Consider the following 22,152-nt stretch of genomic DNA (forward strand, 5'->3'; position numbering starts at 1 on the left):
GGTGCCCGAGCTCCCCGAGGTCGAGGTCGTTCGCGCCGGGCTGGAGCCCGCGGTGACGGGCGCCCGCATCACGGGCGTCGAGATCCTGGACGCCCGGTCCCTCAAGCGGCACGACCCCCTCGAGGGCGCGTTCGTCGACCTGCTCGTCGGCCGGGTGATCACCTCGGCCGTCCGCCGCGGCAAGTTCCTCTGGCTGCCGCTCGCCCCCGACGCCGCGCGCGACGCCACCGGGCCGCGCGCCCTCGTCACGCACCTCGGCATGAGCGGCCAGGTCCTCCTCCGCGAGCCCGGCTCCGACCCGGACGGGCTGCTCCGGATCCGCATGGGCATCGAGCACCCCGCGCACGGCGAGCTCGTGGTCGCCTTCGTCGACCAGCGGATCTTCGGGTCGATGGCCGTCGACCGCCTCGTCGCCACGCCCGACGGGCACCCGGGCGGGCGCGGATCCGACGCCGCCCTCGTCCCCACGCAGGTCGCCCACATCGCGCGCGACGCGCTCGACCCGGCCTTCGACGACGAGGAGCTCCTCGCCCGGCTCGCGCGCCGGCGCACCGGGATCAAGCGTGCCCTGCTCGACCAGACGCTCGTGAGCGGCATCGGCAACATCTACGCCGACGAGGCGCTGTGGGCCGCCCGGATCCACTACGCGCACCCCACGGACGCGCTCGGCCGGGGGCGCGCGCTCCGCCTCCTCGCGGAAGTGCGCCACGTGCTCGCCCGGGCGCTGGCCGAGGGCGGCACGAGCTTCGACGCGCAGTACGTGAACGTGAACGGCGCGTCCGGCTACTTCTCGCACTCGCTGAACGCCTACGGGCAGCAGGGGAAGCCGTGCCCGCGGTGCGGCACGCCGATCGTGCGCGAGGCCTTCATGAACCGCTCGAGCCACTACTGCCCGCGCTGCCAGGCGCTGCCGGATCCGGACGCCGCGACCGCCTGATCCCGGGCCCGACCGGCCACGCCCGTCCTCGGCCGATGCCCCGCCGACCGCTCAGCGCGCCGCGCCGACCTCGCGCAGCCAGCTCCCGCTCGTGGCGACGTGGCGGAAGCCGAGATCCTCGTTCACGGCGAGCATCGGCCGGTTCTCGTCGGCGTTCCAGGTGACGACCCGGTCGGCCTCGGGCGCCTCGCGCGCCAGGAGCAGCAGGTTCTCGACCTTGAGGAGCATGCCGAGGCGGTGGCCCCGGTGCTCGCGCAGCACGATCGTGTCCTGCTGGTACGTGTACGCGTGGCCGTCGGAGCGGCGGCCGCTGGGGGAGACGGCGATCTCGGTGAAGCCCACCAGGCGGCCGGAGGCCACGTGCTCGACGGCCGTCGTCAGCCCGACGCGGCCCGACGACGCCCGGCGCGCCTCGGCCGCGCGGAGCCGGTCGGCGTCGAAGACGTCCTCGACCTGCGGCAGGTCGCCGGGCGGGGCGTCAGTGGACATGCGCGTGTGCAGGACGGCCATGTCGTCAAGGAGGTGCGCAGGCGTCGCGTCCACCCAGGAGACGACCCGGTACGCGTCGCCCGCGGCCTCCCGGGCGCGGGCGAGGCGGGCGGGGAGCGAGGGCGCGACCTCGGTCGTGTCGAGGGAGCTCGTGCGCGCCGTCTGCCCGAGGCGGTAGCCGGAGGCCACGGCGAAGCGCGACGCGGGGTCGTCGGACCCGACCGCGCCGACTCCCGTGGGGGAGGGGATGGGCGTGCCCACCGGATCCGGGCGGTGCGTGGTGAAGGCGGTGAGGGTCCGGCAGCCCGCGTCGAGCGCGATCCGCTCCACGCGCTCCCGGAGGGCGCGGCCGATCCCGCGGCCCCGGTGCTCGGGATCCACGGCCACCGCCACGTCGGACGTCGTCGGATCGGCCAGCCACGTGCTGAGGAGCCCGCGGCCGACGATCCGGCCGTCGACGCGCGCGGCGAACAGGCGCTTCCGCACGTGGGCGACGTCGGCGTAGTCGGCGATCAGCTCCTGCGGCAGCCAGATGAAGGCATCGTGGCCGAGGTCGTGCGACTGCGCGCGGTTGACCACATCGGTCACCGCGACGAAGTCGTCCCACCCGGCGCCGCCGACGGCGGTGGGCGGCGGGACCTCCTCCACGACCCGGGCGCGATCGGCATCGGCGTGCGGCATGGTCGGCTCCCTCGTCGGCGCGGCCTCGTCGGCTCCGCGTCCCCCCACGGTAGCGGCGGCGGGATGCGCCGGCCGCCCCGCGCGCGGCTCCCGGTCGGGCGCGCGCCGTCCGGTACCGTGATCTGGACCATGAGGCGAGGAGGGCGGCGGGCGTGCACCTGAAGAGCCTGACCCTCAAGGGGTTCAAGTCGTTCGCGCAGCCGACCACGTTCCAGTTCGAGCAGGGCGTCACCTGCGTCGTCGGGCCGAACGGATCCGGCAAGTCCAACGTCGTCGACGCCCTCGCCTGGGTCATGGGCGAGCAGGGCGCGAAGACCCTCCGCGGCGGCAAGATGGAGGACGTCATCTTCGCCGGCACCTCCACCCGCGGGCCGCTCGGCCGCGCCGAGGTCACGCTCACGATCGACAACGCCGACGGCGCCCTCCCCATCGACTACACCGAGGTCGCGATCCGCCGCACGCTCTTCCGCAACGGCGGCAGCGAGTACGCGATCAACGGCACGTCCTGCCGGCTCCTCGACGTGCAGGAGCTCCTCAGCGACTCCGGGCTCGGCCGGGAGATGCACGTCATCGTGGGCCAGGGCCGGCTCGACAACGTCCTGCGGGCGACCCCCGAGGAGCGGCGCGGCTTCATCGAGGAGGCCGCGGGGATCCTCAAGCACCGCCGCCGCAAGGAGCGCACGCTCCGCAAGCTCGAGGGCATGCAGGCGAACCTCACGCGGCTGAGCGACCTGGCCGGGGAGATCCGCCGCCAGCTGAAGCCCCTCGGGCGGCAGGCGGAGGTCGCGCGCCAGGCGCAGACGGTGGCCGCGGTCGTGCGCGACGCGCGGGCGCGGCTGGTGGCCGACGAGGTGGTCACGCTGCGGCGGGCCCTCGCGGAGCACACCCGCACGGAGGAGGAGCGCACCACCGAGCGCATGGTGCTCCAGGAGAAGCTCGACCGGGCCGTCCTCCGCTCCGAGCGCATCGTCGAGGAGCAGGAGGGCGACGAGGTGGACGGCGCGCGCCGCACGGCGTTCGCCCTCGAGCAGGTGCAGGAGCGCCTGCGGAACCTGCTCTCGCTCGCGCAGCAGCGGCTCGCGCTCCTCGGATCCGCGGACGACGCCCCCGAGGCCGCCGCCGGCATCACGCCGGCGCAGGTGCAGGCGTCCCGTGACGAGGCCGAGCGGCTCACCGGGCTCATCGGCGAGGCCGAGGCGGGGTGGGCGGCCGCGCGCCAGGCGACGGCCCGGGCGCGCCAGGCGCTCGACGCGCTCGACGAGGAGATCCAGGCGCAGAGCGCGCTCGTCTCGCGGCACGACCTCGAGATCGCGGGCCTCACGGGGCGCGCCGAGACCGCGGGCTCCCGGCTCGCGGCGGTGCGCGGCGAGGTCCTCCGGCAGCAGAACGCGCTCGACGCCGCCCGCGCCCGGCTGCAGGCGGCCGAGGCGGAGCGGGAGCGCGGCGAGGCGGAGGGCGAGGCCGACGAGCAGGGCGGATCCGATCTCACGCGCGCCTACGAGGACGCCCAGGCCGACGTCGCCGCCGAGGAGTCCGCGATCGAGGCCGTGCGCGAGGAGCTGCACGCGCGCGAGCGGGAGCGCGACGCCCTGGCCGCGCGCGACGAGGCCCTCGCGAGCGCGCTCGACCAGCGGGACGGATCCAGCGACCTCGTGGCCGCCGGCCTCCCCGGCGTGCGCGGCCTCCTCGCGGAGCACGTGCACGTCCGCCCCGGCTACGAGGCCGCCGTCGCGGCCGCGCTCGGCACCCTCGCCGACGCGGTCCTCGCGGAGACGCACGACGACGCCGTCGCCGCGCTCCGCCGTGCGGTGGACGACGACCTGGGGCGCGTCGAGGTGGTCGTCGCCGGATCCTCCGAGGCCCCGGCCGGGCCGCCCGCGCCCGACGGCACGGGCCCCGTCCCGGTCTCCTCCGTCGTGGACGCGCCCGACGGCGTCCGGCGGATCCTCGCGGGCGTCGTGGTCGTCGACGACCTCGCGCAGGCGGTCGACCTGGCGCGGGGACCCGGCGCTCCCGCCACCGTCATCACCCGGGGCGGCGACGTCGTCTCCGCGCACGTGCTGCGGGGCGGGGCCGGCGCCACGCGCTCCAAGCTCGAGCTCGTGGCCGCGCGCGACGCCGCGGCCGCGACCCTCACCGGCGTCCGCGCCCGCATCGACGACCTCCGGGTCGACCTCGCGGCCGGCCGGGAGCGGGTCCGCGTCGCCCGCGAGCGCGCCGCAGCCGCCCTCGGCGGCCTGCGCGAGGCCGACGCCCGCCTCGCCGCCCACGCCGAGCGCCTCAGCCGCTCGCGCGCGCAGGCCGAGTCCGCCGCCGCCGAGCTCGCCCGCGTCCAGCGCGGCCTCGACCTCGCGAGCGCGTCCGTCGACGACGCGGTCGCCTCCTCGGACGCCGCCCGCCGCGCCCTCGACGAGGCCCGCTCCCGCCCGCGCCCCGTCCTCGACGCGAGCGGCCGCGACGCCCTCGTCGCCGAGTGGGAGGCCGCGCGCGAGGCCGAGATCGAGGCGCGCCTGCAGGTCGAGACCGCGCGGGAGCGGGTGCGGGCGGAGCAGGAGCGCACGGTCGCGCTCGAGCGCCGCCTCGCCGCCGAGCGCGCCGCCGCGGAGGAGGCCGCCCGCCGCCAGGTGATCCGCCGCCGCCAGATCGCGCGCGCCGCGTCCGTCGCCGACGCGCTGCCGGCCGTCGTCCGCGCCGCCGACCGCAGCACCGCCGAGGCCCGCCTGGTGCTCGCGCGCGCGGAGGAGTCCCGCGCCGGCCGCAACGCCGAGCTCGCCGCCCTCCGCCGCGAGGAGGCCGATCTCCGGGCCCGCCTCCACGGGATCACCGAGGACGTGCACGGCCTCGAGCTGCAGATCTACGAGAAGCGCCTGCAGGTGTCCCAGCTCCTCGAGCGCGCCGCGAGCGAGCTGGGCCTCGGCGAGGGCGTGCTCGTCGCCGAGTACGGCCCCGACGTGCCCGTGCCCGAGGAGGCGCCGCTCCCGCCGCGGCAGCGTGCGCGCGCCGCGGAGCGGGATCCGGCGGGGGAGACCGGCTCGGACGCCGGCGAGCGGTCGGCCGAGGCGTCCGGCCCGGACCCCGAGCACGAGGACGCGGGCGTGCCCGAGGACCGCGACGCGGATCCCGCCGACGAGCCCGGCCCCACGCGCCCCTTCGACCGCGAGGAGCAGCGCGCCCGCCTCGAGGTGGCGGAGCGGAAGCTCGCGCAGCTCGGCCGGGTCAACCCGCTGGCGCTCGAGGAGTTCGCGGCGCTCGAGCAGCGGCACCTCTTCCTCACGGAGCAGCTCGCCGACCTGACCGCGACGCGCGCGGACCTCCTCACGATCATCGACGACATCGACCGCACCATGCAGGGCGTCTTCGCCGACGCCTTCGAGGACACCCGGAAGGCGTTCGACCGGGTGTTCCCGATCCTGTTCCCGGGCGGCACGGGCAGCATCCAGCTCACGGATCCCGAGCAGCTGCTCACGACGGGCATCGAGGTCAGCGTGCGCCCGGCCGGCAAGCGCATCGAGCGCCTGTCGCTGCTCTCCGGCGGGGAGCGGTCGCTCGCGGCCGTGGCCCTGCTCATCGCGATCTTCACCGCCCGGCCGAGCCCGTTCTACATCATGGACGAGGTGGAGGCGGCGCTCGACGACGCCAACCTCGGCCGCCTGCTCACGATCCTCGAGCAGCTCCGCGACACGTCGCAGCTCATCGTCATCACGCACCAGAAGCGCACGATGGAGATCGCCGACGCGCTCTACGGCGTCTCGATGCGGCAGGACGGCGTGAGCGCCGTGGTCGGCCAGCGGGTCAGCCGCGACGCGCCGCCCGGCGCCGCCGCCGAGCCCGACCGCGAGGAGCGGGCCGCCTCCTGACGCGCGGCTACGCTGGGCACATGGCACGCACCCCCTGGTCCCTCTCCGGCGCGCTGCGCGGCATGTTCGCGAAGCCCACGATCGACGAGACCACGTGGGACGACCTCGAGACCGCCCTCATCACCGCGGACTTCGGGCCCGACGTCACCGAGGCGACCATCGACGACCTCCGCGAGAAGGTCGACCGCTACCGCACGACCGACCCCCGCGACCTCCAGCGCATGCTCCGGGAGAGCATCGAGGAGCGCCTCGCGAAGCACGACCCCACGCTGAAGCTCAGCGCCCGCCCCGCCGTGATCCTCGTGGTCGGCGTCAACGGCGTCGGCAAGACCACCACCATCGGCAAGTTCGCGAAGTTCCTCCGCAACTACGGCCGCACCGTCGTCGTCGGCGCGGCCGACACCTTCCGCGCCGCGGCCGTCGACCAGCTCGCCACCTGGGCCGAGCGCGCGGGCGCCGACATCGTCCGCCCGCAGCAGCCCGGCCAGGACCCCGCGAGCGTCGCCTTCCAGACCGTCGAGCACGCGATGCGCACGGGCACGGAGATGGTCATCATCGACACCGCCGGCCGCCTGCACACCAAGGGCGGGCTCATGGACGAGCTGTCGAAGATCCGCCGCGTGGTCGAGAAGCAGTCGCCCATCGCCGAGGTCCTCCTCGTGCTCGACGCGACGACCGGGCAGAACGGGCTCGCGCAGGCGCAGGCGTTCATCGAGCACGGCGGCGTCACGGGCCTCGTCATCACGAAGCTCGACGGATCCGCCAAGGGCGGGTTCATCCTCAACGTGCAGGAGCGCACGGGCATCCCGATCAAGCTCATCGGCCAGGGCGAGGGCATCGGCGACCTGACGGGCTTCACGCCCCACGTGTTCGCGCAGAACCTGGTCGGCTGACCCGCATCCCCCCGGCGCTGGCCCGACCCCGCCCCAGCGGCGGTTAAGCTGGACCCACCATGGCTACCTTCGGAACACTCTCGGACCGCCTCGCCGAGACCTTCAAGAACCTGCGCGGCAAGGGCAAGCTCAGCGCCGCGGACGTCGACGGCACCGTCCGCGAGATCCGCCGCGCGCTGCTCGAGGCCGACGTCGCGCTCGAGGTCGTCAAGGCCTTCACCGCGTCCGTCCGCGAGCGCGCCCTCGGCGGCGAGGTCAGCCAGGCGCTGAACCCCGCGCAGCAGGTCGTGCAGATCGTCAACGAGGAGCTCGTCGCCATCCTCGGAGGCGAGCAGCGCCGCATCCAGTTCTCCAAGAGGCCGCCGACGGTCATCATGCTCGCCGGCCTCCAGGGCGCGGGCAAGACCACGCTCGCGGGCAAGCTCGGCAAGTGGCTCGCGAAGGACGGGCACACGCCCATGCTCGTCGCGGCCGACCTCCAGCGCCCCAACGCCGTGCAGCAGCTGCAGGTCGTGGGCGAGCAGGCGGGCGTCCCCGTGTTCGCGCCCGAGCCCGGCAACGGCCGTGGCAACCCGGTCCGCGTCGCGAAGGACGCGATGAAGCACGCGGTCGACAAGCAGTACAGCGTCGTCATCATCGACACGGCCGGCCGCCTCGGCGTCGACCAGGAGCTCATGCGCCAGGCCGCGGACATCCGCAAGGCCACCGACCCCGACGAGGTCCTCTTCGTCATCGACGCGATGATCGGCCAGGACGCGGTCGCGACCGCCAAGGCGTTCCAGGACGGCGTCGACTTCACCGGCGTCGTGCTCTCCAAGCTCGACGGCGACGCGCGGGGCGGCGCGGCCCTCTCGGTCGCCTCCGTCACCGGCCGCCCGATCATGTTCGCCTCCACGGGCGAGGGCCTCGACGACTTCGAGCCCTTCCACCCCGACCGCATGGCGAGCCGCATCCTCGACCTCGGCGACATCCTCACCCTCATCGAGCAGGCCCAGCAGGCCTTCGACGAGGAGGAGGCGATGGAGGTCGCGCAGAAGCTCGCGAACGACGACTTCACGCTCGACGACTTCCTCAAGCAGATGCAGCAGCTCCGCGGCAAGGGCTCCCTCAAGAAGATGATGGGCATGCTCCCCGGCATGGGCGCCATGAAGGAGCAGCTGGAGAACTTCGACGAGAAGGAGATCGTCCGCACGGAGGCGATCATCCAGTCGATGACGAAGGCCGAGCGGCAGAACCCGAAGCTCCTCAACGGCTCGCGCCGCCTCCGCATCGCCCGCGGTTCCGGCATGACCGTCACCGACGTCAACGGCCTCGTGCAGCGCTTCGAGCAGGCCTCGAAGATGATGCGCACGGTCGCCCGCGGCGGCATGCCGCAGATCCCCGGCATGGGCCCGATGCCCGGCGCGCACTCGAGCCGGAAGCCCGTGCAGCAGAAGAAGAAGGGCTCGAAGTCGGGCAACCCGGCGAAGCGCGCGCAGGAGAACGCGGCGCTCGCGTCCGGCCAGCGCATCGGCGGCCCCGTGGCTCCCGCGGGCTCCGGCTTCGGCCTGGCCGGCGCGGCGAAGGGCGGCGCGAACGGCGCCCCGAGCGAGGAGGAGCTCGCCTCGCTCCAGAAGTTCCTCGGCCGCTGACCCGCTGACACCGGATCCCCGGATCCCCCGGAGGGGCCCTCCCGCGCAGGCGGGAGGGCCCCTCCTCCGCTCTCCCGGGGCTCCGCCCTCGACGCGCGGACCGGACCGTGCCAGCGTGGGGGCAGCACCGCGGCGGCCGTCCGCGGTCCCGGCGTCAGGAGCATCGCGTGTTCGCACCCGTCATCGCCTTCAGCGGATTCAGCGTGGACGACATCCCCGCCGCGCTCGCCTTCTACCGCCGCACGCTCGGCCTCGAGGTCGAGGAGGTGCCGGAGATGGGCATGCTGCGTCTCGTGCTCCCCGGCTCCGGCGCCCGCGTGCTCGTCTACCCCAAGGCCGACCACGTGCCCGCGGACTTCACGATCCTGAACCTCGCGGTCGACGACGTGGACGCGGCGGTCGCCGAGCTGGACGCGCGGGGCGTCCCGATGGCGGTCTTCCCGGGGCTGCCCACCGACGCCCGGGGGATCATGCGCGGGAACGGCCCGGACATCGCGTGGTTCCGCGACCCGGCCGGCAACGTGCTGTCGGTCGTCGCGGTGTGATCCGCGCGGCTCAGACCCCGCAGGCGCCGGAGTCGACCGGGGTGCTCGCCCCCGCCTCCTGGAGGACGGGCGCGATCTCGTCGAGGGTCATCGCGTAGCCCGTCTGGGAGTCGACGGAGGACGTCGCGAAGACCAGGCCGACCACGCGGCCCTGCGGGTCGAACAGCGCGCCGCCGGAGTCCCCCGGCCGCACCGTGCCGCGCACCGAGTAGACCTCGCGCGTGACGGGCTGCTCGTGCTGGATGTCGGTGCCGAGGGCGGCGACGACCTCGCGGATCCGCGCGCCCGTCGCCTGGTACGGCCCACCGCCGGGGTAGCCCGCGACGACCGCCTCGTCCGACGCGGCGAGCTCGCTCCCGAGCGGGAGCGGCGCGGCGGTGAGCCCGGGGACGGCGAGGACCGCGACGTCCCGCGCGGGGTCGAAGACCACGAGCTCGGCCGGCAGGAGCTCGCCGGTCCCGCCCTGCTGGACGTAGAGCTCGTCGGATCCCGCCACCACGTGCGCGTTCGTGACGATGCGCCCGTCCTGCACGACCCACCCGCTGCCGGAGGAGGACGTGCCGCACGCGGGTGCCGACGAGAGGACCTTCACGACGCCCGCGGCCTGGCGGCGCACGGCCTCCGGCACGTCCCCGTCGGGCGCGGCCGTGTCGGCGATCGCCTCCTCGCCGTTCGCGAAGACGCGCGGGTAGCCCACGTCGTGCAGGGCGTCGTCGAGGGCGGACAGGGCGGTGGAGCTCGAGATCGGGCTCGCGCGGTCGAGCGCCTGCACGATGCGGGACGACGAGGACACCTGCACCGCGGCGATCACGCCGCTCGAGCCGAGGAAGCCGCCGATGAACCAGACCGACACGGCCCAGGCCGCGAGCCCGGCGACGGCCCCGACGCCGCGGTCGAGCCCGCGCGCGGCGCCGCGGGGCCGGAGCAGGCGCGTGAGGAGGCTCGCGATCTGCGCGAGGATTCCGCTGACGAGCGAGGTCGTCACGAGCATGAGCATCGCGGCCGCGAACGTGCGCTGGATCCCGTCCGCCACCCCGAACTGGTCGAGGAGCGCCAGGAACGCGGGCGTGATGGCGAGGGCCAGGCCCACGCCGAGCACGATGCCGGCGAGCCCGGCGATCGTCACGATGGCGCCGCGACGCCAGCCGGCGATGGCCGCGAGCACGGCGACGACGAGGATGACGATGTCGACGGCGGGGCTCACCTGCCCATCCTGCCCCGCGTCACCGGCCCAAGCCTGAGCGGAGCTCCTCCACGAGGTGCGTGACGACGGGGGCGAGCGCGCCCTCGTTGTCCTCCGCCACCCGCAGCTGGCGCTGGTAGCTGGCGCCGCCGTCGACGATGTCGAGGATCCCGCGCAGCTCCGCCTCGCACCCCAGCGCGTCCGCGGTGGGGGAGAGGCGCTCCACGAGCGCACGGGTGTCGTCGCCGACGAGGGCCTCGTCGCCCGCCGCGTCCTGGATGATGATGGCATCCATCCCGTAGCGCGCCGCGCGCCACTTGTTCTCGCGCACGAACCACGGCTGCATCCGGGGCAGCTCCTCGCCGCGGTCGAGAGCGGCGGACATGTCGTGCACCAGGCACTGCACCAGGGCCGCGAGCGAGGCGATCTCCCGGAGCGTGGACACCCCGTCGAACACCCGCGTCTCGAGGGTGCCCCACTTCGGCGCCGGCCGGATGTCCCAGCGCAGCTCGCTGTGGTGGTCGATGACCCCGACGTGCGTCATGTCGCCGACGAGGCGCTCGTAGTCCGCCCACGTGATGAGGTCCGGCGGCAGCCCGGCGGTGGGCAGCTGCTGGAACATGAGCGCGCGGTTCGACGCGTACCCCGTCTCCTGCCCGGACCAGAACGGGCTCGACGCGCTGAGCGCCTGGAAGCGGGGGAGGTGCACGAGGAGCGCGTTGAGGATGGGGAGCGCCTTCGACGGGTCGTCGATCCCGACGTGCACGTGCACGCCCCAGATCATCATCTGGCGCCCCCACCACCTCGTGCGGTCGAGCAGCGTGGCGTACCTCTCGTTGCCGGGGGTGACGTCCTGGTCGGGCCAGACGCTGAACGGGTGGGTGCCGGCGCACATGAGGTCGATGCCGAGCGGGTCCGCGACGTCGACCACGCGCTCGATGAGGCGCGCCAGGTCGTCGACGGCGGAGCCCACGCGCGCGTGCGGGGCGCTCACGACCTCGACCGTGTTGGTGAGGAACTCGCCGGTCACGTGCGGGTGCGCGTCCGTGTGCGGGAAGGAGCGGAGGATCTCGGGGGCCGCCCCGGCGAGCTCCCCGGAGCCGCGGTCGACGCACGCGAGCTCCCACTCGATCCCGACGCGGGAGGGGGGCTGGCGGGCGAAGTCGATCTGCATGCGGGTCCTGCCGTCCACGGGGTCTCGGGGCGCATGCGCCGGGTGTCGTCCGATCATGCCACGCACCCCCGGGGACGGGCGGGCGATGACGCCGCGCGGCGCGCCGACGCGAGGGGTCCCGGCGCGGCCCGGCGTCTGCCATAATGATCTGTCGAGTCCGCGATCGTCCGACCCTCTAATCAGGCGCCGCGAGACCCCATCGAACCTATGCCGAGTGTGCCCCCACGCTCACGGCCGTCAGTTCACCCCACACAAAGAAATTCAGGAGAATTGTGGCTGTCAAGATCCGTCTGAAGCGCCTGGGCAAGATCCGCGCGCCGTACTACCGCATCGTCGTCGCCGACTCGCGCACCAAGCGCGACGGCCGCGTCATCGAGGAGATCGGCAAGTACCACCCCACCGAGGAGCCCTCGTTCATCGAGGTCCAGTCGGACCGGGCGCAGTACTGGCTCTCCGTGGGCGCCCAGCCCACCGAGCAGGTCGAGGCCCTCCTCAAGCTCACGGGCGACTGGGGTCGCTTCAAGGGCGACAAGGACGCCGTCTCCACCGTTCGCACCCGCGAGGCGAAGCCCGCCTACGTCGCGGACGAGAAGAAGAAGCCGGTCCTGAAGCCCAAGACCGAGAAGGCCGCCCCCGCGCCCGAGGCCGCACCGGCCGAGGCCGAGGCGACCGAGGAGCAGGCCTAGCCCATGCTCGCTCCCGCGCTCGCGCACCTGGTCAAGGGCATCGTCGAGCACCCGGATGATGTCTCCGTGACGAGCAAGGGATCACCCCGCGGCGAGGTCCTCGAGGTGCGCGTGCACCCCGAGGACCTCGGCCGGGTCATCGGCCGCGCGGGTCGCACCGCGAAGGCCCTCCGGACGCTCGTCTCGGCTCTCGCCGACGGCCAGCGCGTCCGCGTCGATGTGGTGGACACCGATTCCTGAGGATGAGGCCAGGGACCCCGCGGCGTTCCGCGTGGGCCGGCTGACCAAGGCGCACGGGCTCAAGGGAGCCGTCAAGCTCGAGCTGTTCACGGACGACCCCGACAGGCGGTTCGTCCCCGGTGCCGAGTTCACGCTGCAGGTCCCGGAGTCGTCCCCCTGGCACGGCCGCACCCTCACGCTCACCGAGCTGCGCTGGTACAACAGCCACCCCGTCGGCTTCTTCGAGGGCGTCGACGACCGCACGGCCGCCGAGTCGCTGGCCAAGGCCATCCTCTGGATGACGCCGCCGGCGGACGAGCCCGCCGAGCCAGACGCCTGGTACGACCACCAGCTGGTGGGACTGAAGGTCCTCCGCGACGGCGTCGAGGTGGGCACCGTCTCGCTCGTCGACCACTTCCCGGCCCAGGACCTGCTCCACGTCGACACGCCGTCCGGCACCGTGCTGGTGCCGTTCGTGCAGGCGATCGTCCCGTCGGTGGACGTCGAGGCCGGCACGCTCGTCGTGACCCCGCCCTTCGGTCTCTTCGAGGAGATCCCGGACGAGCGGCCCGAGACCCACGAGCGTCCCGAGGCCCCCGAGGCCCCTGCCGCCGACGACGCCGGTCCCGCCCCCGAGGGCGACGACGCCCGCTGACATGCGGATCGACATCGTCTCGATCTTCCCCGAGTTCTTCGGGGTGCTCGACATCTCCCTGCTCGGCCGGGCCCGCCAGTCCGGCCTCATCGACCTCCGCGTGCACGACCTGCGCTCCTACGCGCACGACCGGCACCGCACCGTCGACGACACGCCCTACGGCGGCGGCGCCGGCATGGTCATGAAGCCCGAGCCGTGGGGCGAGGCCATGGACGAGGTGCTCGCCGACGACACGGACCCGGTCGTCATCTTCCCGTCGCCCGCCGGCGACGTCTTCACGCAGGCCATGGCGCAGGAGCTGTCCCTCGAGTCGCACCTCGCCTTCGGCTGCGGGCGCTACGAGGGCATCGACCAGCGCGTGGTCGACCACACGGCCACCCGCGCGAGGGTCCGGCTCGTCAGCCTCGGCGACTACGTGCTGAACGGCGGCGAGGTCGCGGTCATGGCCATGATCGAGGCTGTCGGGCGGCTCGTGCCCGGCGTCGTCGGCAACCCCGCGAGCCTCGTCGAGGAGAGCCACTCCGACGGCCTGCTCGAGCACCCCAGCTACACCAAGCCGCAGGAGTGGCGGGGTCTCGCGGTGCCGGACGTGCTGCGGAGCGGCAACCACGGCGCCATCGCCGCGTGGCGGCGCGAGCAGCAGCTCGAGCGCACGCGTCGCGTCCGCCCCGACCTCCTGCCGGACTAGCCCGCCCGCGGGCTGCCCGGCTACGGGGTCATCCGCGCGCGGTGAGGATGAGCGGGCCGGACTCGGTGATCGCGACCGTGTGCTCCATGTGCGCTCCGCGCGAGCCGTCGGCGCTGCGGAGCGTCCAGCCGTCCTTGTCCGTGTAGATCTCGTCCGTGCTCTGCAGGAACCACGGCTCGATCGCGATGACGAGGCCGGGACGCAGCGGCACGCCGCGGTTCGGGCGGCCCTGGTTCGCGATGTGGGGGTCGCCGTGCATGGTGCGGCCGACGCCGTGGCCGCCGAAGTCGGTGTTGACGGAGTACCCGGCCTCCGTGGCGACGGCGCCGATGGCGGCCGAGATGTCGCCCGTGCGCCCGCCGGGCTGCGCCGCGCGGATGCCCGCCTCGAGCGCCGCGGTGGTGACCTCGATGAGGCGGACGTCCTCCGCGCGGGGCGTGCCGACGATGATGCTCACGGCGGAGTCGCTGACCCAGCCGTCCACGGACGCGGCGAAGTCGAGGCTCAGGAGGTCGCCGTCCTGGAGCCGGTAGTCGTGGGGGAGCCCGTGCAGGACCCCGTCGTTGACGGAGGTGCAGAGGACCTTGCCGAACGGCATCGCCCCGAACGACGGGTGGTAGTCGATGTAGCAGGACTCGGCCCCGCGCTCGCGGATCAGGCGGTGCGCCGTGCGGTCGAGGTCGAGCAGGTTGACGCCGACGTCGGCCTGCGCGGCCAGGGTCGTCAGCACGTGGGCCACGAACTCCCCGGCGGGTCGCATCTGGTCCATCTCGGCGGGCGTTCGCAGTTCCATCACGGGAGACGAGCCTACGCGAGCGGCGTCCGGCGGTGCCCCTCGGCGCGTCCAGGATCCGCTCGTAGCATGGGCGCATGCAGCAGCCCCCGGTCCTCGGCCTCCGCCGCGCGCTCTACCGCTGGCAGTTCGCCGCGGTCGTCGTGCTCCCCGCCTGGCTCCTCGTGGGCTGGGCGGCGTTCGGGTCCGGCGGGTGGGAGCTCCTCCTCGTGATGCTCTCGGCGGCCGCCCTCGGCATCGCGCTCCTCGCGGCCCTCGGCCTGGTGCTCGCGCGGCGCTCGGTGCGCACGGCCCGCGCGGTCTCGCCGACGGACGCCGTCGCGATGGGCGTGCTGACCCTGGCGGTCGTCGGCACCGGGACCTACTCGGTCGTCAGCACGTGGTGCGCGGTGGTCGCGGTCCTCGCGGCCGTCGCGCTCGTCGCGCTGGCCGTCCGGCAGCTCGTCCAGGAGACGCGCCAGCGCATGCAGGAGGTCATCGCCGTGATCGAGCGGGACGCCCAGCCGAGGCCGCCCGAGTGGAAGGCCGCGGAGGGCCCGGACGCCGGGCGCACCATCCGACTCGACTGATCCCACCGCCCCCGCGACCCCGCGCTTTGCGCTCGACGCGCCCGAGGTGACACAATGGGCGATCGTGCCTGCCGCCGACCCTGCCACGGGGGAGTCGGCCATCCATGCGGGCCGTTCCCCATCCAGACATTGATGCGCAGTCGACCCGTGGCGGTTGCAGAGAGCGGTACACCATGCACATCCTCGATTCCGTCGACAAGGCGTCGCTGCGGTCGGACATCCCCGACTTCCGCGCCGGCGACACGGTCAAGGTCCACGTCAACATCGTCGAGGGCAGCCGCTCGCGCATCCAGGTGTTCCAGGGCATCGTCATCGGCCGTCAGGGCGAGGGCGTCCGCGAGACGTTCTGCGTCCGCAAGGTCAGCTTCCAGGTCGGCGTCGAGCGCACCTTCCCGGTGCACTCCCCGGTCATCGACCACATCGAGGTCGTGACGCGCGGCGACGTGCGCCGCGCCAAGCTGTACTTCCTGCGCGACCTGCGCGGCAAGAAGGCGAAGATCAAGGAGAAGCGCTCCTAGCGCATCCCCACCTGTCATCCGACCGAGCTCCCGGCATCTACACTTGCCGGGAGCTCAGGCGGTTAAATGACAGACAGCACGGCGCCCGTGGAGACGAGATCCTCGGGCAAGCACAGCGGCAGCACGTCCCGGGGGTGGAAGACGTTCCTGCGGGACGTCCTCGTCATCTTCGTGGTGGCCCTCCTCGTCTCGGTCCTGATCAAGGCGTTCCTGATCCGGTCGTTCTACATCCCCTCCGCGTCCATGGAGGACACGCTGCAGATCAACGACCGGATCGTGGTGAACCAGCTCACGCCCGGCCTCATGCCCCTGCAGCACGGCGACGTGGTCGTGTTCCGGGACCCGGGCGGCTGGCTGCTCCCGTCGCCCGCCGTCGAGAAGCCGCCGATCGCGGCCGCGGTCGACTGGGCGCTCACCACCGTCGGACTGTCCGCGTCGGACAGCAACGACCACCTCATCAAGCGCCTCATCGGCCTGCCGGGCGACCACGTCGTCTGCTGCAACTCCCTCGGCCAGATGAGCGTCAACGACGTCCCCCTCGACGAGCCGTACATCAAGCTCGTCCCCGGCGACACGAGCGCCTCCGACGACCCGTTCGACGTCACCGTCCCCGCCGACTCGCTCTGGGTCATGGGCGACAACCGCGCGAACTCCGCGGACTCCCGCTACAACCAGTCGGGCCCCACGCACGGCTTCGTGCCCATCGACCACGTGGTCGGGCGCGCCTTCGTCATCACGTGGCCCATCGACCGCTGGTCGATCCTCAGCGACCACCCCGGGACGTTCGGCGACGTGCCCGATCCCGCTCCCGCGGGCTGATGCCGGTCGCGGATCCCACCCTCGAGCTGGAACGCGAGCTCCTGACGGCGGGCGCATCGCTCGTCATCGGCTGCGACGAGGTCGGCCGCGGTGCGCTGGCCGGCCCGGTCGCGGTCGGGATGGCCGCGCTCGGGTCCGACGCCGTGGCGTTCCCCGCCGGCCTCCGCGACTCCAAGATGCTCAGCGAGAAGCGCCGCGAGGCGCTCCACCCCGAGGTGTCCGCGTGGGTCCGGCACTCGGCCGTCGGCATGGCGTCCGCGCAGGAGGTGGATGAGCTCGGCATCACGGCGTGCCTCGGGCTCGCCGGCCGTCGCGCGCTCGTCGAGCTCCACCACCTGGGGGTGCCGCTCCTCGACAGCGTCGTGCTCCTCGACGGGTCGCACGACTGGCTCACGCCCGCGCTCGCCCACCCGGTCCCGGTGCGGCTGCGCGTCAAGGCCGATCGGGACTGCGCGTCCGTGGCGGCCGCGTCCGTGCTCGCCAAGGTGCATCGCGACCGGCTCATGGCGGCATGGCACGAGGAGGCGCCCGAGTACGGCTGGGCGGGCAACAAGGGCTACGGCAGCCCGGCGCACCTCGACGCGATCCGCGCGAGCGGGGCGTCCCGGATCCACCGGCGCACCTGGCTCTCCGGCGTGCTCGCGTCGCCCGCGACCTGACGCGGGCGCCGGTGATGCCGGCGGACGAGGTGCCGCCGCCCGTTGCGGCGGCGCCCCGGCGGTGAGCGGCTCCCGCGGGCGGTTAGGATCGACGGACCATGGATGACGACGAGTTCGAGGACTACGACCGCGAGGTGGAGCTCGCGCTCTACCGGGAGTACCGGGACATCGTGTCCCAGTTCAAGTACGTGGTCGAGACCGAGCGGCGCTTCTACCTCGCGAACGAGGTCGAGCTGGTGCGCCGTGACACGGAGCACGACTTCTACTTCGAGCTCAGCATGACCGACGTGTGGGTGTGGGACGTCTACCGCTCCGACCGGTTCGTGAAGTCGGTGCGCGTGCTCACCTTCAAGGACGTCAACGTCGAGGAGCTGTCGGCCAAGGAGTTCGAGCTCCCCAAGGAGCTCGCCATCGACGAGTAGGGCGCCCGAAGGCCCCTCCCCAGGCGATCTGTCGAACCGGAGCCCACGGGACTGTCCGGTGCGTCCGTCGGCATGCCCGCGGTCCCGCATCCTCCTCGCGGAGGTGCGCATGACACGCGAGCAGGACCTGGGACGACGCGGCGAGGATCTCGCCGCACGGCATCTGACCGAGCGGGGCTACGCGCTCGTGGAGCGCAACTGGCGCTGCCGCGAGGGCGAGATCGACCTCGTGATGACGCACGCGGGCACGACCGTGCTCGTGGAGGTCAAGACGCGGGCGGGCCTCGCCTACGGGCATCCGCTCGAGGCCGTCACCCGAGCCAAGGCGGCGCGGCTGCGGGTCCTGGCCGGGCTGTGGCGCGAGGCGCATCCGGAACGGCGGGGACCCGTGCGCATCGACGTGGTCGGGGTGGTCTGGCCGCGCGGCGGCATGCCCACGGTCGACGTCGTCCGGAGCGCCTGCTGATGGCCGTGGGTCGCACGCTCGCCGTCGCGCTCTCCGGCCTCGACGGGGCCCTCGTCGACGTGGAGGCGGACATCACCAGCCAGCTCCCGGGGTTCGTCCTCATCGGGCTGCCGGACGCCGCGCTGAGCCAGGCCCGTGAGCGGGTGCGCGCGGCGACCGGCAACGCGGGGTGCGAGTTCCCGGTGCGCCGCGTCACCGTGAACCTCTCGCCCGCCGTCCTCCCGAAGCACGGGTCGGGCTTCGACCTCGCCATCGCCCTCGCCGTGCTGGCGGCCGGCGGATCGGTGTCGGCCGAGTCGGTCGCCGGCACGGTGCACCTGGGCGAGCTCGGCCTCGACGGCCGACTGCGGCCGACGCACGGCATCCTGCCCGCGGTGCTCGCGGCGCGTCGGGCGGGCATCCGCCGGGTCATGGTGCCGCGATGCCACGAGGACGAGGCCTCCCTCGTGCCCGACATGCGCGTCATAGCCGTCGCGGGCCTCCGGGACGCGGCGATCCACCACGGCGCCGACCTCGAGCCGGAGCCCGACGAGGTCGTCGGGCCCCAGCTCGCCGTCCCGGGCGGCGAGGCGCCGCACGGGCTGCGGGGGGAGCGGCCCGCGGATCCGTGTCTGGGCGACGTCGTCGGCAACGAGGAGGCGGTCGAGGCGCTGGTCGTCGCCGCCGCGGGCGGCCACCACATGTTCCTGCTGGGGCCGCCGGGCGCGGGCAAGACCATGCTCGCCCAGCGGCTCCCCGGGCTCCTGCCCGACCTCGACGAGGAGGCGGCGCTGGAGGTCGGCTGCATCCGCTCGCTGTGCGGTGAGCGCCTCGGTCCCGAGCTGCCCGTCCGGCCGCCCCTGGAGGCGCCCCACCACACGGCGAGCGCCGCGGGCATCGTCGGAGGCGGCAGCGGACGCATCCGCCCCGGTGCCGCAGTCCGCGCCAGCGGCGGGGTCCTCTTCCTCGACGAGGCTCCCGAGTTCGCGGGCGCGGTGCTCGACTGCCTGCGGCAGCCGCTCGAGTCGGGCGTCATCAGCATCCACCGCGCCAACGGCGTGGCGCACTTCCCGGGCCGCTTCCAGCTGGTCATGGCCGCCAACCCCTGCCCGTGCGGTGCGTTCGGCGTCGCCGGGTCGGACTGCTCCTGTCCGCCCCAGGCGCGTCGGCGGTACCTGGCCCGCCTCTCCGGGCCGCTCATGGACCGGATGGACATCCGCCTCGGCGTGCGACGCGTGACCACCGCGGTGCACCGGGCGGCGGACGACGCGTCCCGGGTGACGACGGCGTCGGCCCGCGTGCGCGTCACCGCGGCTCGTGGGGCGGCCGCCGAGCGGTGGGCGCCGACACCCTGGCGCACCAACGCCCACGTGGCGGGCACGTGGCTCCGCCGGGAGGCGCGGGTCGCCCGCGGCGCGACGACCGCGCTCGACCGCGCCCTGGATCGCGGCCTCCTCACGATGCGCGGCTACGACCGGGTGCTCCGTCTCGGCTGGACCCTCGCGGACCTCGACGGCGCGGCGAGTCCCGACGCGGATCACCTCGGGCGCGCGCTCCTGCTGCGGGGCGGCTCGTGATCGCGGGGGAGGACGCCGGTCCGCGCCGCCGGGGTCTCGATGCCGCGGAGACACGGGTCGCGGTGGATGCGGTCCCGTCCCTGCGCCCCCGGGGGCGGCATGCCGATGGGCCGAGGAGGACGATCAGCGAGCCCGACTCGGTGCGGGCCCGGAACGTCGCACGTCTGGGCCTGCCCCCCCGGGAGCTCCGCGAGCTGATGGCGGTCCTCCGCCCCGGGCCCCGGGACCCCGACGGCGACGGCGACGAGTGGGAGCCGAGTGCGGAGGACGCGGCGGCGCGCTGCACCTGGTCCGGCATCGCGGAGCCCGGCGACCGGGTCGCGGGCGCGGTGATCGGGGTGCTCGGCGCCTGCTCCGCCCTCGCCGCCGTGGTCGACGGCGCACCGGCCGACGCCGTGGTCGGGGCCATGGTCCACGCCGGCCTCGACCTCGAGGAGGACGGGCGCGGCGCTCTCGTCGGGGAGGTGGCCGCGGCCCTCGAGCGGTGGCGGCCTCGCGTGGTGCGCAGCGAGGCGCTGGCGCGCCTGCACGCCGCCCGCACCGTCGGCGCGCGCGTGCTCGTCCCGGGCGACCCGCTCTGGCCGTCCGGCGTCGACGACCTGGGTCCCCACGCCCCGCTCGTGCTCTGGTGCACGGGATCCGCGGACGCTCTCACCGCGCTCGCGCGGTCGGTGGCGGTCGTGGGCGCACGCGCCGCGACCGGTTACGGCGAGCACGTGACCGCGGAGCTCGCCGCGGGTCTCGTCGACCAGGGTGTCGCGGTGGTGTCCGGCGGCGCGTACGGCGTCGACGGCGCCGCGCACCGGGCGGCGGTCGGATCGGGAGGCTGCACGGTGGCGTTCCTGGCCGGCGGCGTCGACCGCCTCTACCCGTCGGGGCACACGGAGCTCTTCGTCCGCATGCGGCGCGACGGGGCGGTGATCTCGGAGCTGCCGTGCGGAGCGTCGCCCACCCGCTGGCGCTTCCTGTTGCGCAACCGCCTCATCGCGGCGGTCAGCGCGGCCACGGTCGTCGTCGAGGCGGGGGCGCGCAGCGGATCGCTGAACACCGCGAACCACGCGCTCGCCCTCGAGCGGCCCCTGGGTGCGGTGCCGGGTCCCGTGACGAGCGTCTCGTCGTCCGGCTGCCATCGGCTCCTGCGGGAGTCGGGGGCGGTCTGCATCACGTCCGCGGAGGACGTGATGGACCTGGTCCCCGCGTGGGGAAGCATCGTGGGGCCGGACGGTGTCGAGGATCCCCGACGTGATCCGCCGGGCGGGGCCGAGACCGCGTCCGCGCTCGCGGGCACGACCGGCCACGCGGATCCACGCGTCACGCGCGTGCTCGACGCGCTGGCCGTGCGGCGCGGCCGGGACACCGCGGACGTCGCGGCACGCGCCGGGCTCGGCGTGGCGGAGACCTCGTCCGTGCTGGGACTGCTCGAGCTCGAGGGCGCGGTCGTGCGGCCGGACGGCGGCTGGGTGCGGCGTCCTGCGTCGCGCTGACGCGGCTCGAGGACCTGGCCGGTGCCGGTCGCGGGCGGGGCGTGAGGGCCGCGTGCTGTGCCGTCCCGTGCCATCGCGCCGGGTGCCGTCCGGTCCCGTCCTCCGCATGAGCCACGCCGCGGTGAGGCGGCGACGAGGATCCGATCCCCGTAGCCTTCCGGGATGGAGACGATGCGGACGGCGGGTGCGACGACGTCGGCCGACGCCGACCGCCCGTCGCCGGCGCCCCGGTCGCCTGACGCGACGCCGCTGGAGGCGGACATCACCGGCTTCGCGACCTCCATGAGCCGGGAGCGGGGGAGCGCCGCCCACACGGTGCGCGCCTACTCGTCCGACCTGCGCGACCTCGCCGCGCATGCCGCCCGCCTGGGGATCACGACCTCCGCGGGCCTGGACCTCGAGGTGCTGCGCGACTGGATGTGGCGCGGATCGCAGGCGCGGCTCGCCCCCGCCACGCTGGCTCGGCGCTCCGCGGCCGTGCGCGGCTTCGGGGCGTGGCTCCTGCGCTCTGGCCGGGTCGAGGCCGATCCCGCCGTGCGGCTCAAGGCCCCACGCGCCGGATCGCACCTTCCGCGCGTGCTCGCACGCGAGCAGATGAGCGCGCTGCTGGGCGACCTGGCGGAGCGCGCCGCGGATGACGACCCCGCCGCCCTCCGCGACCTCGCCGTGATCGAGCTGCTGTACGCGTCGGCGCTCCGGGTCTCCGAGCTCACCGGCCTCGAGCTCGGCGACGTGGACGCCTCGCGCCTCACGGTGCGCGTGATCGGCAAGGGCGACCGGGAGCGCGTGGTCCCGTTCGGCGTCCCGGCCGCGGACGCCCTCGACGCGTACGCGACCCGCGGACGACCGCGCCTGGTCTCCGCCCGGACCGGGACGGCGCTGTTCCTCGGTGCGCGGGGAGGGCGACTCGGCGCGCGGGCGGTCTACGGGCTCGTCGCGTCCCTGCTCGCGGACATCCCGGGCTCGGGACCCCAGGGTCCGCACGCGCTCCGCCACACGGCGGCCACGCACCTGCTGGACGGGGGAGCGGACCTCCGCACCGTGCAGGAGATGCTCGGCCACGCGAGCCTCGGCACGACGCAGATCTACACGCACGTCTCCGTCGACCGGCTGCGCCGCAGCTACGAGGGCGCTCACCCGCGCGCCTGACGGCCGTCGACCGACGCGGGCTCCCTGATCTCGATCCGCGATCCGCGATCCGGTGGCCCGGCGGGGAGCGCCGGGATCT

22 protein-coding genes are annotated in these 22,152 nt (G+C 74.5%); 18 read left to right on the forward strand and 4 right to left on the reverse strand.

Annotation, left to right across the window (positions count from 1 at the left end; translation table 11 throughout):
- Position 1 precedes the first annotated feature (1 nt).
- Complete coding sequence (gene mutM, locus ACT7CP_RS06715) at positions 2-937, forward strand: bifunctional DNA-formamidopyrimidine glycosylase/DNA-(apurinic or apyrimidinic site) lyase (protein WP_445443839.1); 936 nt, start codon at positions 2-4, stop codon at positions 935-937.
- Positions 938-988: 51 nt separating this feature from the next.
- On the opposite strand, the gene ACT7CP_RS06720 is transcribed toward mutM, so the two are convergent.
- The gene (locus ACT7CP_RS06720; protein ID WP_445443840.1) at positions 989-2,107 is read right to left on the reverse strand and encodes a GNAT family N-acetyltransferase; all 1,119 of its coding nucleotides are present in this window, start codon (positions 2,105-2,107) and stop codon (positions 989-991) included.
- A gap of 152 nt (positions 2,108-2,259) precedes the next feature.
- Here ACT7CP_RS06720 and ACT7CP_RS06725 point away from each other — a divergent pair, with 152 nt between their 5' ends.
- The 4 genes from ACT7CP_RS06725 (at position 2,260) to ACT7CP_RS06740 (ending at position 9,033) form a co-directional block, all read left to right on the forward strand.
- Complete coding sequence (locus ACT7CP_RS06725; RefSeq protein ID WP_445443841.1) at positions 2,260-5,964, forward strand: AAA family ATPase; 3,705 nt, start codon at positions 2,260-2,262, stop codon at positions 5,962-5,964.
- Between the two features lie 20 nt (positions 5,965-5,984).
- Positions 5,985-6,857 carry a signal recognition particle-docking protein FtsY gene (gene ftsY / locus ACT7CP_RS06730; protein WP_445443842.1) on the forward strand — a complete coding sequence of 291 codons (873 nt, stop codon included), beginning with the start codon at positions 5,985-5,987 and terminating at the stop codon, positions 6,855-6,857.
- A gap of 59 nt (positions 6,858-6,916) precedes the next feature.
- Positions 6,917-8,488: a signal recognition particle protein gene (ffh, locus tag ACT7CP_RS06735; RefSeq protein WP_445443843.1), complete on the forward strand. Its 1,572-nt coding sequence runs from the start codon at positions 6,917-6,919 to the stop codon at positions 8,486-8,488.
- A 167-nt stretch (positions 8,489-8,655) separates the two neighbouring features.
- Positions 8,656-9,033: a VOC family protein gene (locus tag ACT7CP_RS06740; RefSeq protein WP_445443844.1), complete on the forward strand. Its 378-nt coding sequence runs from the start codon at positions 8,656-8,658 to the stop codon at positions 9,031-9,033.
- 10 nt (positions 9,034-9,043) lie between these two features.
- Here the strand turns inward: ACT7CP_RS06740 and ACT7CP_RS06745 are convergent, their stop codons facing one another.
- Positions 9,044-10,237: a MarP family serine protease gene (locus tag ACT7CP_RS06745; protein ID WP_413963257.1), complete on the reverse strand. Its 1,194-nt coding sequence runs from the start codon at positions 10,235-10,237 to the stop codon at positions 9,044-9,046.
- Between the two features lie 19 nt (positions 10,238-10,256).
- A complete protein-coding gene (locus ACT7CP_RS06750; RefSeq protein WP_445443845.1) occupies positions 10,257-11,390 on the reverse strand; it encodes a glutamate--cysteine ligase in 1,134 nt (377 codons plus the stop codon).
- A 272-nt stretch (positions 11,391-11,662) separates the two neighbouring features.
- Between ACT7CP_RS06750 and rpsP the strand changes: the two genes are divergently transcribed.
- Genes rpsP through trmD form a run of 4 tightly spaced genes read left to right on the forward strand, consistent with a single transcriptional unit; the run spans position 11,663 to position 13,638 of the window.
- Positions 11,663-12,076 (forward strand): 30S ribosomal protein S16, encoded by a 414-nt coding sequence (rpsP, locus tag ACT7CP_RS06755; RefSeq protein ID WP_445443846.1) that lies wholly within the window; start codon positions 11,663-11,665, stop codon positions 12,074-12,076.
- 3 nt (positions 12,077-12,079) lie between these two features.
- Complete coding sequence (locus ACT7CP_RS06760; RefSeq protein ID WP_012038054.1) at positions 12,080-12,316, forward strand: RNA-binding protein; 237 nt, start codon at positions 12,080-12,082, stop codon at positions 12,314-12,316.
- Entirely contained in the window at positions 12,294-12,950 is a 657-nt protein-coding gene (rimM, locus tag ACT7CP_RS06765) for a ribosome maturation factor RimM (protein WP_445443847.1), read from the forward strand. The genes ACT7CP_RS06760 and rimM overlap by 23 nt, the downstream gene beginning before the upstream one ends.
- A gap of 1 nt (position 12,951) precedes the next feature.
- Positions 12,952-13,638 (forward strand): tRNA (guanosine(37)-N1)-methyltransferase TrmD, encoded by a 687-nt coding sequence (trmD, locus tag ACT7CP_RS06770; RefSeq protein WP_445443848.1) that lies wholly within the window; start codon positions 12,952-12,954, stop codon positions 13,636-13,638.
- A 28-nt stretch (positions 13,639-13,666) separates the two neighbouring features.
- Here trmD and map read toward each other — a convergent pair whose 3' ends face one another.
- A complete protein-coding gene (gene map / locus ACT7CP_RS06775) occupies positions 13,667-14,434 on the reverse strand; it encodes a type I methionyl aminopeptidase (RefSeq protein WP_413963252.1) in 768 nt (255 codons plus the stop codon).
- Positions 14,435-14,508: 74 nt separating this feature from the next.
- Here map and ACT7CP_RS06780 point away from each other — a divergent pair, with 74 nt between their 5' ends.
- The 9 genes from ACT7CP_RS06780 to ACT7CP_RS06820 all read left to right on the forward strand — a co-directional run bounded on the left by ACT7CP_RS06780 (position 14,509) and on the right by ACT7CP_RS06820 (position 22,073).
- A complete protein-coding gene (locus ACT7CP_RS06780; RefSeq protein ID WP_413963251.1) occupies positions 14,509-15,000 on the forward strand; it encodes a hypothetical protein in 492 nt (163 codons plus the stop codon).
- Between the two features lie 173 nt (positions 15,001-15,173).
- Positions 15,174-15,518: a 50S ribosomal protein L19 gene (gene rplS, locus ACT7CP_RS06785; protein WP_012298189.1), complete on the forward strand. Its 345-nt coding sequence runs from the start codon at positions 15,174-15,176 to the stop codon at positions 15,516-15,518.
- A gap of 66 nt (positions 15,519-15,584) precedes the next feature.
- Positions 15,585-16,337 carry a signal peptidase I gene (gene lepB / locus ACT7CP_RS06790; RefSeq protein ID WP_445443849.1) on the forward strand — a complete coding sequence of 251 codons (753 nt, stop codon included), beginning with the start codon at positions 15,585-15,587 and terminating at the stop codon, positions 16,335-16,337.
- A complete protein-coding gene (locus ACT7CP_RS06795; RefSeq protein ID WP_413963249.1) occupies positions 16,337-16,996 on the forward strand; it encodes a ribonuclease HII in 660 nt (219 codons plus the stop codon). The genes lepB and ACT7CP_RS06795 overlap by 1 nt, the downstream gene beginning before the upstream one ends.
- A gap of 98 nt (positions 16,997-17,094) precedes the next feature.
- On the forward strand, positions 17,095-17,418 hold the full coding sequence (locus ACT7CP_RS06800) for a DUF2469 family protein (RefSeq protein ID WP_012298192.1): 324 nt from the start codon (positions 17,095-17,097) through the stop codon (positions 17,416-17,418).
- A gap of 109 nt (positions 17,419-17,527) precedes the next feature.
- The gene (locus tag ACT7CP_RS06805; RefSeq protein WP_445443850.1) at positions 17,528-17,884 is read left to right on the forward strand and encodes a YraN family protein; all 357 of its coding nucleotides are present in this window, start codon (positions 17,528-17,530) and stop codon (positions 17,882-17,884) included.
- Positions 17,884-19,440 (forward strand): YifB family Mg chelatase-like AAA ATPase, encoded by a 1,557-nt coding sequence (locus ACT7CP_RS06810; RefSeq protein WP_445443851.1) that lies wholly within the window; start codon positions 17,884-17,886, stop codon positions 19,438-19,440. Before ACT7CP_RS06805 ends, ACT7CP_RS06810 begins: the two co-directional genes overlap by 1 nt.
- Before the next feature lie 197 nt (positions 19,441-19,637).
- Positions 19,638-20,924: a DNA-processing protein DprA gene (gene dprA, locus ACT7CP_RS06815; protein WP_445443852.1), complete on the forward strand. Its 1,287-nt coding sequence runs from the start codon at positions 19,638-19,640 to the stop codon at positions 20,922-20,924.
- Between the two features lie 162 nt (positions 20,925-21,086).
- Positions 21,087-22,073 carry a tyrosine recombinase XerC gene (locus tag ACT7CP_RS06820; protein WP_445443853.1) on the forward strand — a complete coding sequence of 329 codons (987 nt, stop codon included), beginning with the start codon at positions 21,087-21,089 and terminating at the stop codon, positions 22,071-22,073.
- Positions 22,074-22,152: the final 79 nt, after the last annotated feature.

This window comes from Clavibacter rahimiani (assembly GCF_052654495.1).

What these genes read in the sequence shown, in the direction of transcription:
- ffh (WP_445443843.1), top strand. Translation starts at nt 6,917, where the DNA reads ATGGCTACCTTCGGAACACTCTCGGACCGCCTCGCCGAGACCTTCAAG.
- ACT7CP_RS06750 (WP_445443845.1), bottom strand. Translation starts at nt 11,390, where the DNA reads ATGCAGATCGACTTCGCCCGCCAGCCCCCCTCCCGCGTCGGGATCGAG.
- dprA (WP_445443852.1), top strand. Translation starts at nt 19,638, where the DNA reads ATGGCGGTCCTCCGCCCCGGGCCCCGGGACCCCGACGGCGACGGCGAC.
- ACT7CP_RS06780 (WP_413963251.1), top strand. Translation starts at nt 14,509, where the DNA reads ATGCAGCAGCCCCCGGTCCTCGGCCTCCGCCGCGCGCTCTACCGCTGG.
- ACT7CP_RS06820 (WP_445443853.1), top strand. Translation starts at nt 21,087, where the DNA reads ATGGAGACGATGCGGACGGCGGGTGCGACGACGTCGGCCGACGCCGAC.
- ftsY (WP_445443842.1), top strand. Translation starts at nt 5,985, where the DNA reads ATGGCACGCACCCCCTGGTCCCTCTCCGGCGCGCTGCGCGGCATGTTC.
- rimM (WP_445443847.1), top strand. Translation starts at nt 12,294, where the DNA reads ATGTGGTGGACACCGATTCCTGAGGATGAGGCCAGGGACCCCGCGGCG.
- ACT7CP_RS06720 (WP_445443840.1), bottom strand. Translation starts at nt 2,107, where the DNA reads ATGCCGCACGCCGATGCCGATCGCGCCCGGGTCGTGGAGGAGGTCCCG.
- ACT7CP_RS06800 (WP_012298192.1), top strand. Translation starts at nt 17,095, where the DNA reads ATGGATGACGACGAGTTCGAGGACTACGACCGCGAGGTGGAGCTCGCG.
- rplS (WP_012298189.1), top strand. Translation starts at nt 15,174, where the DNA reads ATGCACATCCTCGATTCCGTCGACAAGGCGTCGCTGCGGTCGGACATC.
- ACT7CP_RS06760 (WP_012038054.1), top strand. Translation starts at nt 12,080, where the DNA reads ATGCTCGCTCCCGCGCTCGCGCACCTGGTCAAGGGCATCGTCGAGCAC.
- ACT7CP_RS06805 (WP_445443850.1), top strand. Translation starts at nt 17,528, where the DNA reads ATGACACGCGAGCAGGACCTGGGACGACGCGGCGAGGATCTCGCCGCA.
- ACT7CP_RS06795 (WP_413963249.1), top strand. Translation starts at nt 16,337, where the DNA reads ATGCCGGTCGCGGATCCCACCCTCGAGCTGGAACGCGAGCTCCTGACG.
- trmD (WP_445443848.1), top strand. Translation starts at nt 12,952, where the DNA reads ATGCGGATCGACATCGTCTCGATCTTCCCCGAGTTCTTCGGGGTGCTC.
- lepB (WP_445443849.1), top strand. Translation starts at nt 15,585, where the DNA reads ATGACAGACAGCACGGCGCCCGTGGAGACGAGATCCTCGGGCAAGCAC.
- ACT7CP_RS06810 (WP_445443851.1), top strand. Translation starts at nt 17,884, where the DNA reads ATGGCCGTGGGTCGCACGCTCGCCGTCGCGCTCTCCGGCCTCGACGGG.